11 protein-coding genes are annotated in these 12,037 nt (G+C 66.0%); 5 read left to right on the top strand and 6 right to left on the bottom strand.

Going from position 1 to position 12,037, the window contains the following annotated elements:
• Positions 1-162: 162 nt before the first annotated feature.
• Positions 163-1,848, bottom strand: coding sequence for a methyl-accepting chemotaxis protein (locus WI697_RS09945; protein ID WP_345958327.1), 1,686 nt, complete (start codon positions 1,846-1,848; stop codon positions 163-165).
• Positions 1,849-2,104: 256 nt separating this feature from the next.
• Entirely contained in the window at positions 2,105-3,790 is a 1,686-nt protein-coding gene (locus tag WI697_RS09940) for a methyl-accepting chemotaxis protein (RefSeq protein WP_345958326.1), read from the bottom strand.
• A 225-nt stretch (positions 3,791-4,015) separates the two neighbouring features.
• Here WI697_RS09940 and WI697_RS09935 point away from each other — a divergent pair, with 225 nt between their 5' ends.
• Together WI697_RS09935 and WI697_RS09930 are read left to right on the top strand one after the other, a co-directional pair.
• Positions 4,016-4,699 (top strand): cupin domain-containing protein, encoded by a 684-nt coding sequence (locus tag WI697_RS09935; RefSeq protein ID WP_345958325.1) that lies wholly within the window; start codon positions 4,016-4,018, stop codon positions 4,697-4,699.
• Positions 4,700-4,728: 29 nt separating this feature from the next.
• Positions 4,729-5,265: a GNAT family N-acetyltransferase gene (locus WI697_RS09930; RefSeq protein ID WP_345958324.1), complete on the top strand. Its 537-nt coding sequence runs from the start codon at positions 4,729-4,731 to the stop codon at positions 5,263-5,265.
• On the opposite strand, the gene WI697_RS09925 is transcribed toward WI697_RS09930, so the two are convergent.
• The gene (locus WI697_RS09925) at positions 5,258-6,067 is read right to left on the bottom strand and encodes an amidohydrolase family protein (protein ID WP_345958323.1); all 810 of its coding nucleotides are present in this window, start codon (positions 6,065-6,067) and stop codon (positions 5,258-5,260) included. The genes WI697_RS09930 and WI697_RS09925 overlap by 8 nt on opposite strands.
• Before the next feature lie 84 nt (positions 6,068-6,151).
• Between WI697_RS09925 and WI697_RS09920 the strand changes: the two genes are divergently transcribed.
• Complete coding sequence (locus tag WI697_RS09920) at positions 6,152-6,727, top strand: TetR/AcrR family transcriptional regulator (protein WP_345958322.1); 576 nt, start codon at positions 6,152-6,154, stop codon at positions 6,725-6,727.
• 3 nt (positions 6,728-6,730) lie between these two features.
• On the opposite strand, the gene WI697_RS09915 is transcribed toward WI697_RS09920, so the two are convergent.
• Positions 6,731-7,168: an Lrp/AsnC family transcriptional regulator gene (locus WI697_RS09915; RefSeq protein WP_014748113.1), complete on the bottom strand. Its 438-nt coding sequence runs from the start codon at positions 7,166-7,168 to the stop codon at positions 6,731-6,733.
• 147 nt (positions 7,169-7,315) lie between these two features.
• Here WI697_RS09915 and WI697_RS09910 point away from each other — a divergent pair, with 147 nt between their 5' ends.
• Entirely contained in the window at positions 7,316-8,383 is a 1,068-nt protein-coding gene (locus WI697_RS09910) for a saccharopine dehydrogenase family protein (RefSeq protein WP_062761920.1), read from the top strand.
• On the opposite strand, the gene WI697_RS09905 is transcribed toward WI697_RS09910, so the two are convergent.
• Both WI697_RS09905 and WI697_RS09900 read right to left on the bottom strand, forming a co-directional pair.
• Positions 8,374-9,198 carry a DMT family transporter gene (locus WI697_RS09905; protein WP_345958321.1) on the bottom strand — a complete coding sequence of 275 codons (825 nt, stop codon included), beginning with the start codon at positions 9,196-9,198 and terminating at the stop codon, positions 8,374-8,376. The two genes, WI697_RS09910 and WI697_RS09905, sit on opposite strands and share 10 nt — an antisense overlap.
• An 80-nt stretch (positions 9,199-9,278) precedes the next feature.
• On the bottom strand, positions 9,279-10,814 hold the full coding sequence (locus WI697_RS09900) for an HD domain-containing protein (RefSeq protein ID WP_156503026.1): 1,536 nt from the start codon (positions 10,812-10,814) through the stop codon (positions 9,279-9,281).
• Positions 10,815-11,393: 579 nt separating this feature from the next.
• On the opposite strand from WI697_RS09900, the gene WI697_RS09895 reads away from it, so the two are divergent.
• Positions 11,394-11,972 carry a hypothetical protein gene (locus WI697_RS09895; RefSeq protein WP_345958320.1) on the top strand — a complete coding sequence of 193 codons (579 nt, stop codon included), beginning with the start codon at positions 11,394-11,396 and terminating at the stop codon, positions 11,970-11,972.
• Positions 11,973-12,037 lie beyond the last annotated feature (65 nt).

Raw genomic sequence — 12,037 nt, 5'->3', positions numbered from 1 at the left:
TTTTGTTTATCTATGCCATGGAATTGGCTCATTTTATTTAAAACATTGTTTTTTGCATCAATAATAATGAACAACCCAGGATGAACCGACGCGAAAAAGCCGCCACGGCACAAGGCGCACCGTGGCGGCAGATCCTGCAGTACCCCGATCACATCCGGGCAATCACACCCGCGCGATCTCCGCCACATAGCCGTCCACCACCCGCCGCAGCTCGCGGGTCCGCTCCGCCAGCGCACCCGAGGCGGCATTCATCTCCTCGGCCGCCTGGCCGGTATGGCCGGCGGCCTCGGCGATGCCGGTGATCGATTGCAGCACGTCCGAGGTGCCGGACGATGCCTGCTGGGTGTTGCGCGCGATCTCGGCGGTTGCCGCCACCTGTTCTTCCACGGCCGATGCCACCGCCGTGGTCAGCGCGCCCACCTTGCCGATCGTGCCCGAAATCGACCGGATCGCCTCGACCGTGCGGCCGGTGGCGCCGGTCATGGCGTTGATCTGAACCTGGATTTCTTCGGTCGCCCGCGCGGTCTGGGTCGCCAGGTTCTTCACCTCCGATGCCACCACGGCGAAGCCCTTGCCCGCCTCGCCGGCGCGTGCCGCCTCGATCGTGGCATTCAGCGCCAGAAGATTGGTCTGCGCCGCAATCTGCTGGATCAGCAGCACCACATCGCCGATCTTCTGGGCGTTGGTCGACAGCTCCTGCACGGTCATGTCGGTCGCCTCCGCCTGGGTCACCGCGCTGCGGGTGACATCGGCGGTCTCGGCCGTCCGTGCACCCACCTCGCGGATCGATGCCGCCAGCTCTTCCGATGCGGTCGCCACCGTCTGGACATTGGCGGTCGCCTGTTCGGCCGCCGCCGCCACCGTGGTGCTGCGGCCGGTCTGGGCCTCGGCCGTGCGCGACAGCTCACCGGCGCTGCCGCGCACCTGTTCGGTCGCGCTCGACAGCGTGGTCACGATGCCGGCCACCTGGTCGACGAAGTCTTTCGTCAATTCCTCGCGCCGCTGCCGCTGCACTTCGGCCGCCGCGCGGGCCTCTTCCTGTTCCGCCGCCAGCCGGTCGGCACGGATCATGCCGTCGCGGAAGGTTTCCACCGCCTTCGCCATCTCGCCGATCTCGTCGCCGCGTTCGGCCCCGGGAACCACGACGCCGGTATCGCGCTCCGCCAGCCGGCGCATCGCCGCGGTCATCCTGCGCACCGGCGTCGACACGCTGCGGATCATCAGCAGCGTGGCCGCGATCGCGATCACCGCGCCGATCACGATCGCCGCAATCACCATCCCCCGCGCCGCGGCATAGGTGGCGATGCTGGCCTCGCCCGCCGCCTCGGCATCGTCGACCGTCGCCTGGCGCAGCTCGGCCATGCGCTGGGTCAGCACCTCGCGTGCCTGGCGGGCATCCTCTTCGAACAGGGTGCGGGCGCCCCGGCGGTCGCCCGCCGTCGCCGCATCGACCAGCCGGGTGGAGACCCCCTGATAGGCGCTCCAGGCTGTTTTCAGCCCCTCAAAGGCTTTCCTGTCCGCCTCTCCCGACACCAGCGGCGCATAGGCGCCGATCGCCTTGCCGGCGGCCTCGGCCAACCGGTCCAGCTCCCCCCGATACCGGGCGATTTTTGTCGGCTCGTCTTCCAGAATCAGATTGGCCGCCATGATCCGGTGTCGCAGCAGCCCGTCATTGATCTCGCCGAGCACCACCAGGCTCGGCACATGTTCCTGGCGGAGTTCGGCCGTCCGGTCGTTCATGGCCGAAAGCTGCAGCAGACCGAACACGCCGCTCGCCACCACCACCGCCGTCAGCAGGGTGAAGGCGACGACAAGTCGGGTTCCGATCGATAACCGCGAAAGGGACATAATGTGTCTCCGAGGTGCATTTGTTGTTCCGTCTTGAATCTCCAGATATGTCCGGACAAGTTAAAAATTTGCTAAAATCTGTTGTAAAATGGCGTAAACAGTGTGTTTACCATCGTACACATCTTAAATTATTCAAGAAAATTGATGTTAAAAATGCAACAGACCAAACAGGAGACAGGCAGGCAGTCCTCCGACAAAAACAACGCCGCCGCGGATCGCCCCGCGGCGGCGTTCTTCTTCAGAGACGGGCGCCGGGTCAGACCCGTTCGATCTCCGCGACATAGGCATCGACCACCCGCTTCAGCTCGCGGGTCCGCTCCGCCAGCGCGCCCGAGGCGGCGTTCATCTCCTCGGCCGCCTGGCCGGTATGGCCGGCGGCATCGGCGATGCCGGTGATCGACTGCAGCACTTCCGAGGTGCCGGACGATGCCTGCTGGGTGTTGCGCGCGATCTCGGCGGTTGCCGCCACCTGTTCTTCCACGGCCGATGCCACCGCCGTGGTCAGCGCGCCCACCTGTCCGATCGTGCCCGAAATCGACCGGATCGCATCGACCGTGCGGCCGGTCGCCCCGGTCATGGCGTTGATCTGAACCTGGATCTCTTCCGTCGCCCGTGCGGTCTGGGTCGCCAGGTTCTTCACCTCCGATGCCACCACGGCGAAGCCCTTGCCGGCCTCGCCGGCGCGGGCCGCCTCGATCGTGGCATTCAGCGCCAGAAGATTGGTCTGGGCCGCGATCTGCTGGATCAGTTCGATCACGTCGCCGATCTTCTGGGCGCTGCCCGACAGCTCCTGCACCGTCGCATCGGTCTCTTCCGCCTCGGTCACCGCGCGGCGGGTGACGTCGGCGGTCTCGGCCGTGCGTGCGCCCACCTCGCGGATCGACGCCGCCAGTTCCTCGGCCGCGGTCGCGACCGTCTGGACATTGGCCGTCGCCTGTTCGGCCGCCGCCGCCACGGTGGTGCTGCGGCCGCTCTGGTCCTCGGCCGTGCGCGACAGCTCGTCGGCGCTGCCGCGCACCTGTTCGGTCGCGCTCGACAGCGTGGTCACGATGCCGGCCACCTGGTCGACGAAGCCCTGGGTCAGCGCCTCGCGCCGCTGCCGCTGCGTCTCCTGCGCCGCGCGGGCCTCTTCCTGTTCCGCCGCCAGCCGGTCGGCGCGGATCATGCCGTCGCGGAAGGTTTCCACCGCCTGGGCCATCTCGCCGATCTCGTCCCGGCGATCGGCGCCGGGGATCACGACACCGGTGTCGCGATCGGCCAGCCGGCGCATGGCTGCGGTCATCCGCTTCACCGGCACCGACACGTTGCGGATCATCAGCAGGGTTGCCGCCACTGCGATCAGCGCACCGATGATCATCGCCGCGATCAGCACCGTATGGGCGGTGTCATAGGCCTGATCGGCACGCGTGGCCGAGGCATCCGCCCCCTCGGTGTTGTGCGCCGTCAACGCCGTCAATGCATTGCCGAGGGACAGCCGGGCATCGCGGGTCTCACCGCGATAGATCTGCTGGGCGGCCAACAGGTCGTTCTCCGCCAGCAGGGCCAGCAGCTGGTTGCTCGCCCGCTCATACGGGCCCCAGGCGGTGGTCGCCCGGCCGAACAGGCGGCGGTCCTCCTCGTCGGAAATCAGCCGTTCATAGGCGGCGAAAGATTCGGTGACCGCTTCGCCGGCCTGGCGGGCGCGCGCCAGCAGCGGCTTGCGGTTTTCGGGGCTGCCTTCCAGCACGGCCCCGGCCACTGCCAGCCGGTGTTCCAGCAGGTTGTTCGACAGGCGGGAGATGATCCGCAGGCTGGGCACCCGGTTGTCGCTCAGATCCATCGAGGCCTGGTTGAGCGTACCGAGTTGCAGAAGACCGACGATGCCGGTGACGATCACCACGGCGGTCAGGGTTGCGAAGGCGATGATCAGCCTGGCGCCGATCGATTGGGTAAGTCTGGACATGACAGCGGCCGTATCCCGGGGGGAGGAAAACAGGAAATGACGGGCGGCCGAGGGCGGGGGAGCGCCCGTGGCCGCATCGTCGCGCATGGAACAATCAGGTTGATTAACGAATCGATAATCCCGCATCGGAATTCGGCCGCAGCCGTTTGATTCATGAAGTCTTCATCCCCATTTCACCAAGACATGTCTCTACCGGACCAACGACATTGGGAGGAAATCCGAACGATGCTGATCCGCGCCGACTTTGCGGCCCCCGCCCTGGTCCGTCCGGACCCACAGGACTGGATCGCCTCGCCCGCGGCCGGCGTGCACCGCCTGATGCTCGACAGGGTCGGCAACGAGGTCGCCCGCGCGACCAGCCTGGTGCGCTATGATCCGGGCGCCGGCTTTTCGCCCCATGTTCACGGGGGCGGCGAAGAAATCCTGGTGTTGAGCGGCGTGTTCGGCGACGAGCACGGCGACTATCCCGCCGGGACCTATCTGCGCAACCCGCCCGGCACGTCCCATGCGCCGCGGGCGCCCGAAGGGTGCATCCTGTTCGTGAAGCTCCGCCAGTTTTTGCCGGGCGACCGTCTGCAGCTGGCCCTGCCGGTCGACACGGTGGCCGGCACCGCCCTCGCCGGCACCGTCGGGGTGACGGAACGCCTGCTGCACGGCTTCGGCCCCGAGCGGGTCACCATGCTCGACCTCGCGCCCGGCGCCGAACTGCCCGGCGGCAGGCGGCCGGGGGGTGAGGAGATCCTGGTGGTTTCCGGCACGCTGATCGATGGTGCCCACGGGGTTCTGCCCACCGGCAGCTGGCTGCGCCGGCCGCCGGGGCGGGTGGCCACCCGCCGCACCGACGGCGGCTGCCGGCTTTACGTCAAGACCGGCCATCTGCCGCCCGATCTTCAGGCCTTTGCCGCATGACCGCCGGTGGGCTGCCGGAGGGTTTCCGGATGCGCCGCACGGAACCGGCCGATGCCGATGCCCTGGCTCAGTTGATCACCACCGCCTTCGGCCGCCCCGACGAGGCCGATCTGGTTCGCAAACTCACCGCCGCAGGCGACGTTTCCCTGTCGCTGGTCGCCGAGGATGGGGCGGGGAAGTTGCTCGGCCAGATCCTGTTCGGCCCGCTCGACATCCGCCTCGACGGCCGCGACGATCGGGACGACCCGATCCGCGGCCGCTTTCTGGCGCCGGTCTCGGTCCTGCCCGATCACCGCCGGCTCGGCATCGCCGCCATGCTGATCCGCTTCGGCCTGTCGCGGCTGCGCGCGGGCGGCGCCGAAGCGGTCTTCGTTCTGGGCGACCCCGCCTTCTACACCCGCTTCGGCTTCTCTGCCGACCGCGCCGCCCTGTTCCGCTGCCCCTGGCCCTCCCCCAGCATGTCCGGGCCCCATCTGATGGCGCTGGAACTCACCCCTGAGATCCTGGGCGACGGCCGGGGCACCCTTACCTATCCGCCGGCCTTCGGGGACGGGAACGTCAGCTGATCCCGAAGACGCGGGCAGCATTGCCGCCCAGGAATGCCGCCCGCGTCTTCGGATCGAGATTCAACCCGTCCAGGCCGTCCAGCGCCTTTGCCGGCATGATCATCGGATAGTTGGTACCGAACAGCACCTTGTGGCGGCCATGGCCGCGCATATACTCCACCAGGGCCTGGGGATAGCGGGCGATCGTATAGGCTGAGGTGTCGATGTAGACGTTCTCATGCTTGGTCGCGACCGCGATCGCCTCCTCGGTCCAGGGCCAGCCGATATGGCCCCCCACGATGACCAGCTCGGGGAAGTCCAGCGCCACCTGGTCCAGATGGATCGGCCGGCCCGGCTCCGACGGCATCAGCGGGCCGGTATGGCCGATCTGGGTGCAGAACGGTACGCCCAGATCACAGCACGCGGCGTAAATCGGGTAGAAGCGCCGATCCGTGGGCGGCACCTCCCACAGCCAGGGCAGCACCCGCACCGCCCGGAAGCCCAGCCCGGTGACCGCCCGGCGGATTTCGCGCACGGCGTCCATCGGCCGGGCGATATCGGCACCCGCCACGCCGATCAGCCGCCCGCCCGATGCCGCGACGAACCCCGCAACCTCGTCGTTGGAGATCATCACATTGCGCGGCGCGTACCAGGCACTGATCAGCATGCGATCGACGCCGCCGGCATCCATGGCGGCCAGGGTGTCCGCAACCGGCGCCTCGGCGGTCGGGACCGTCCGGCGCGTCCAGCGCCTCAGCGAATCGAAGATCGGATCGGTCGCATGGCGCAGGGTCTGGTGCTGCCCCCAGGCATCGATGATCATATATGGTCTCCTCCGGATCCGGTCCGGCTTTTGCCGGACCTGGAGCATAACTCTAGAGCAATACTCCAGGACCTGCCATCCATCATGAGCCTGTCCACCCGCGATGCCATCCTCGGCGCTGCCCTAGACCTCTTCGCCCGCGACGGTGTCGATGCGACGACCACCGCGGCAATCTGCCGGGCGGCAGGGGTCTCGAACGGCAGCTTCTTTCACGCCTTTCCCAACAAGGCGGCGCTGGCTGCCGAAATCTGGATCGAAGCACTTTCGTCCTATCACGCCGCCATGCTGGCTGTGGTGGCGGCTGCGCCTCCGGCCGCAACGGGGGTGCGCGCCCTGGTTGCGGCGCATCTGGACTGGGTGGCCGGGAACCGGGCGGCTGCGCATTTTCTGTTCGAGCAGGCCCGCCCGGATTGGGCCGGCCAGATCACCGGCCGCCGTGCGGCCTCGAATGACGATTTTCTGGCTGGTCTCGACGCCTGGCGCCAACCGCTGGTCCGGGCGGGCAGTCTTCATGACCTGCCCGCGGAGGTTTTCGCCGCCACCATCCTCGGCCCAGCCCAGATCTTCTGCCGGGCCTGGCTCTCCGGCCGTTTCCAACAGGATCCGCGCGACCATCTGGACGCCCTTGCCGATTGCGCGGTCAGGGCCCTGGTCGCCTGAACCTCAGCGTTCGAAACAGTCTTCCAACACGATCGCCGATCGCGTGCGTTCCACCCCGTGGAACGCCGCGATCCGGTCGATCAGGGCGTTCAAGCGGTCCAGATCCTCGCAACCCACTTCGGCCAGCAGGTCGAAGGGGCCCGAGACCGCGTGCAGTGAATTCACCTCCGGGCAGGCCTTCAGCTGCTGGATGACCTGCCGCCCCAGCTTGGGGCGCAGCTCGATCATCACATGGGCCCGGACCTTCGGCACCAGCCGCTCGCCCAGCTCCACCCGATAGCCGCGGATCACCCCCGTCGTCTCCAGCACCGCCAGCCGGTGACGCAGCGCCGTGCGCGACAGGCCGACGATCCGGGCCAGCGCCGCGATCGGCATACGTGCGTCCACTTTCAGCGCCGCGATCAGCGCCCGGTTCACCGCATCCAGTTCGGGCTCTGCCATCCCAGCCGTACCTTTCTGACCCGTATTAGCCGATTCGGCTATTAACGGCCCGAAAATAGCCGTTTCGTCAAGTGGTGCCCGCCTCTTCCCAGCCGCAATGATCACCCCAGGGACCCAGCCAACAGACCCCCAAGGGAGACCAGATCCATGCGCATCCTGATCCTCGGCGCCGGCCGCATCGGCACCGCCGTCGCCCATATGATGGCCGCCGGCGGCGCCCACGAGATCACCCTCGCCGACCGCAGCTTCGGCGTGGAGGCCGGTCAGCTGTCGTCGCGCATCCGGCGGGTGGAGGCCGATGCCGCCGATCCCGCCGCCCTGGATGCCGTGATGCAGGGCCATGACGCGGTGCTGGCCGCCGGCCCCTATCATCTCTGCCCGCAGATCGCCGAGGCGGCGGTGCGCAACCGCCTGCACTATTTCGACCTGACCGAGGATGTCCGCTCCACCCGCGCCGTGGCGGCGCTGGCCGCCGATGCCGAAACCGCGCTGGTCCCCCAGTGCGGCCTGGCCCCGGGCGTGGTCTGCGTGATGGCCCATGGTCTGGCCCATGGCTTCGAGACGGTCGATGCTGCACGCATCCGCGTGGGCGCGCTGCCCGCCCATCCGACCGGCCCGCTGGGTTATGCCATGACCTGGTCGACCGCCGGCGTCGTCAATGAATACTGCAATCCCTGCGAAGCGATCTGGAACGGCGAGCGCCGCGAAGTCCTGCCGCTGGAAGGCGAAGAAACCGTCATCCTTCACGGCACCACTTACGAGGCCTTCAACACCTCGGGCGGGCTCGGCATGCTGGCCGACGCTTTCGAAGGCAAGGTCCGCACGCTCGATTACAAGACCCTGCGCTATCCCGGCCATCGCGCGATCATGAAGCTTCTGCTCGAAGACCTGAAGCTGCGCGACCGTCGCGAGCTGCTGGAACAGGTTCTGGAAGCCGCCGTGCCGACCACGGACCAGGATGTGGTGGTGCTCTCGGTCTCGGTCGACGGCATCGCCGACGGCCGCCTGACCCGCCGTTCGTGGAGCCGCGAAGTCGGCGCCCGCGAGGTCGACGGCATGCACATGTCCGCCATCCGCCTGACCACCGCCGCCGGCGTCGCCGCGGTCATCGACCTCCTGGCCGAAGGCCGCCTGCCCCGCAAGGGCCTGGTCCGCCACGACCACATCGACGCCGACGCCCTGCTCGCCAACCGCTATGGGCGGCATTACGCCTGACGCAGCCTGACACCGCGGGCCGTCATCAGGCCCGCGGCCACGATCACAAGGGCGCCCATCGTGGAGATCGGGTCGGGGCGGTCGGCAAAGATCAGCCAGCCGAAGGCCAGACCCCAGAGCAGCTGGCTGTAATGCGCCGGCGCCACGACTGCGGCAGGCGCCGATCTGAGCGCAAAGACAAGGCACAACCGGCCGCCAGCAAGGAAGAGGCCTGCGGCCGCATAACCTGCCCATTCCAACGCCCGCGGCATGATCCAGCCATGCCCGTATGGCATGCCGTTCTCCAGAAGGAACGGTAGCGCCACAAGCACCGTCACCATGACCGGCAGCGCCGCATCGACCAGTGGCGTCGATGCGGCATGCCAACGCCTGAGCATCAACACCGAAGCCGCCTGAAGCGCCGCAGCTCCCAGAGCTGCGGCTGCACCGTCCCAGGGGATAGCGCCATCCGCCACCACCGCTCCGGAAACCAGCCATCCCGGCTTGAGTACGGCCCAGACCCCTGCAAGGCCGACCAGAACCGCGGCCAGATCCCGTGTACGCGGCGGCTCGGCGATCAACAGGCCGCCGGGCATGACGATCAACAGGGGCGCCAGAAAGCGCAGCGCATAGACGTCTGCAATCGCCATCCGTGACAAAGCATACAGGCTGAGCGCGATCATGCCTGCGGACAGCAGCCCCCTCAGCACGACCAGCGCCAGAATGCCGCGCGCCACGCCCTGCATCCCGCCCAGCCATCGCGCGGCGGCCATCATGACCACAAGCATCACCAGCCCCGACAGAACCAGAACCTGCGCGAGCCCATGCGCGCCCATCAACAGCTTCGTGACAAGGTCCGCCGCCGAAAAGCACCCGAAGCCGATAAACGCCAGGACAGGTCCTGCAGGGCGGCGGATCATGCGCAGGCCACTCCACGGAGGATCTCGATCAGGCGCCCCGCCGTGATGGGCGCGACGGTCGCCCCCTCCCGGACATAAAGGGACAGATCCCGCAGCCCGGCATAGCGCATCGGCAATGAGGCGGCACTCAGGGGCAACCCCTGCTCGCGACACAGCCGGTCAAAGGGGATTGCCTGTCCGTTCCGCCAGCCGATGGGCGTGTCAGGCGCCTTCGCCTGCATGCGACGCGGCGCCAGACGCAAAGCGACATGCTCAGCCGGAATGCCCAGCTCCCCGGCCAGTCGTCGCTCGGCCGATGAACGCCCGGCCGGCGCCGTCAGACTGTCGCAGACCTGGTCTTCCAATGCCGCCAGTCCGCGGCCGTCGAGATGCACCATCTCCGGCCAGATGCGGCCCGCCTGCAGATCCCGTGCCGCACGGACGCCCTCCCCGATCGCTGCCTCCCGTTGAGCCACGAGATCCAGAAAGGCATCATCGCCCATCTCCAGCAGGTCGAGATCCGTGAAGGGGGGACGACCGGCGGACAGATCTCCGCCGCCATGGTCGTCGACACTGCGCAGAGCCTTGTCGAGCATGGTATCCGCCGCACATTTCCGCGGATGGAAAAAGGCCTTTTCCGCAACCTCGTAGCGCAGGTCCAGGGTCGCAGACAGGTCGGTCAGGCGATCCATGAGAACCCTGTCGCCGTCCATCGCCTGAATGCCGTAACGGAAGATCGACGCAGGCATGGTCCGCCCCGGGGCCGGCCAGGCCGGATCGCCTGGACGGCAGACAATGATCTGCCCGGCCACCGGCAGCGAAGCCGGCAGGTCCCACACGCGCCCGCCCGCAAACAGATCCCGCCAGCAGACATCGATGATATCGGCGCCATAAACCCCGTGAACGAGGTCGTAGACGAAGGTCAGAACCGGCATCAGCCTGTCCGTCACCTCCGTGTCCAGCCGGGGCCCGCCGATGGCCGGCGTATGGCCGGCAAGCAAGCGTGGCGCATGAGCCACCGCAACGGCGAGCTCCAGATGCCACAGGAGGGCTTCGGCCGAAGGCCTGTCGGCCATATTCGGGCGGATCTCGTCGCCGATATTGTCGACGGCCCGCCTGAAACAGCGCGTAAAGCTGTCTGCGCCGTGGATCAGGCCAAGCTGAAAACGCAGCGTATGGCCGAAAGGGAGCAGCGCGATGTCGTGGATGAGAGCGAAAAGCCGCACGACCAGATCCAGAGAGGCCCCTTCATCCGCCAGAATCTGCCGCATGGCAGCGAGATGCCGTGGTCCGTCGGAGTCGGCTGCCGGATCATCGAGCGACCGCATCAGCTCTGCCGTCCACCAGACGGTGCCGATGGTGTGCGCATAGCGGGTGTGATCCGCCAGCGGGGCGGCATGGCCATACAGGCCGATCTGACGCAGTCGTCGGAGACGCTGGAACGGCCGCGTGGCGATGACCTCCGCCTCCGCCTCAGTCAGCACCAGCCTTCGCCCCGGCCAGACCATCACAGACCATGACGGCCCTGACAGCCGCTCCAATACCATCGTCATCACCGACCTCCCGACCCGGCCCCGATGCCACCGCCACCGGGGGCGGTCACCGGCGCTGCCGCTAACCTGTAATAAATATGTCCATAGGCAAAATTAACTTATGAGATCACATTCTCTGCCAAAAATCGCGCAACACACTAAAACAAGCTGCCATACCCCGAACATGTCCACTCGGATTTCGGGGGCGCCTGGGGATGATGCCTCCGGGCCCTCCGCGCCCTGCGCCATCATCCCCAGGCAAACGCTGTTACACCACTCGGCGGGACGTCACCCACCCGGCTGGTTCTTGGGCAGGTGCAGCTCAAGCTGAGCCCACTGTTCGTCCGACAACCAGAAAAGCTGAGACATCGTGTTCCTCCTGGTTACAGACCACTGGAATCACAGGGCGATCTCATTATCAAGAGGTTGGTTTGGTTTTGACCCTAGGCGAGGGTACTATACGTCTCCAGATGCGTGGGTCGGCCGTCCATCTGGGGAATCTTGGCTAAGAACTACGACGATCGAATTGGCGACTTGAGGGGGAGAAGCGCAATGGGGAATTTACCGTTCACACGTTCGATTCGAGAGGTAATTCGTAGTGTGAATGCGCTCACTGAACCGTCATGGGTTAAGGCGGGTGAGATAGTGGATTACCTCGAAGAGAACGAGGGCGATGCGGACAACATTGATGATGTCATTTCCTCGCTAAATCTAGTGACTATCGGTAATCGTTTTTGGGAATTTTACTCCGAGCTAGCGTTCTGTGCGCTAGACAGAGACAATGTCTCCGATCTACATTTGGTCGGAATGTATATGATGTTTAACAACGTTTCCGAGCAGTTAGTTGAGGCTTTTCGCATCCAAGGCCGAAATGTTGCGATCTTCGTGTCCTCCCTTCGAGAGGATCAGAGTATTCCAAACGACCTCGCCACCCTGGTAAAATTAGCTGGTGATGCTGCCTATTATATGGGAGGCGTGCCCGTGCCCGGACGAGCGGTTCCATCGGGGCTTTCAAGCAAAATCGGCAAATTCCTGCACGATCAATTTTTCTACAAGACGCAAGACTTATATACGCTTGATCTTAAAGAATCGAACGTGTTTCTTCAAAAGGTGGCTCTCCCTTTAGAGCAAATTACCCAGCATAGGAATCAGGGGATTCCCCTCAGCCGTCAGTTGTGATTCAAGATAGAGGCTGGAGAAGGAGGCCAGCCTGTATGGCGAAAGCTCTTTCCGTCGACCTGCGC

This window comes from Tistrella mobilis (assembly GCF_039634785.1).
Classification (GTDB): Bacteria; Pseudomonadota; Alphaproteobacteria; order Tistrellales; family Tistrellaceae; genus Tistrella; species Tistrella mobilis.
This window is presented reverse-complemented; position numbering and strand designations above follow the sequence as displayed.

Bases quoted from the DNA above. Each gene is read 5' to 3' on its own strand.
- WI697_RS09945 (WP_345958327.1), bottom strand. From the start codon at position 1,848: ATGTCCCTTTCGCGGTTATCGATCGGAACCCGACTTGTCGTCGCCTTC.
- WI697_RS09940 (WP_345958326.1), bottom strand. From the start codon at position 3,790: ATGTCCAGACTTACCCAATCGATCGGCGCCAGGCTGATCATCGCCTTC.
- WI697_RS09935 (WP_345958325.1), top strand. From the start codon at position 4,016: ATGCTGATCCGCGCCGACTTTGCGGCCCCCGCCCTGGTCCGTCCGGAC.
- WI697_RS09930 (WP_345958324.1), top strand. From the start codon at position 4,729: ATGCGCCGCACGGAACCGGCCGATGCCGATGCCCTGGCTCAGTTGATC.
- WI697_RS09925 (WP_345958323.1), bottom strand. From the start codon at position 6,067: ATGATCATCGATGCCTGGGGGCAGCACCAGACCCTGCGCCATGCGACC.
- WI697_RS09920 (WP_345958322.1), top strand. From the start codon at position 6,152: ATGAGCCTGTCCACCCGCGATGCCATCCTCGGCGCTGCCCTAGACCTC.
- WI697_RS09915 (WP_014748113.1), bottom strand. From the start codon at position 7,168: ATGGCAGAGCCCGAACTGGATGCGGTGAACCGGGCGCTGATCGCGGCG.
- WI697_RS09910 (WP_062761920.1), top strand. From the start codon at position 7,316: ATGCGCATCCTGATCCTCGGCGCCGGCCGCATCGGCACCGCCGTCGCC.
- WI697_RS09905 (WP_345958321.1), bottom strand. From the start codon at position 9,198: ATGGGCGCGCATGGGCTCGCGCAGGTTCTGGTTCTGTCGGGGCTGGTG.
- WI697_RS09900 (WP_156503026.1), bottom strand. From the start codon at position 10,814: ATGACGATGGTATTGGAGCGGCTGTCAGGGCCGTCATGGTCTGTGATG.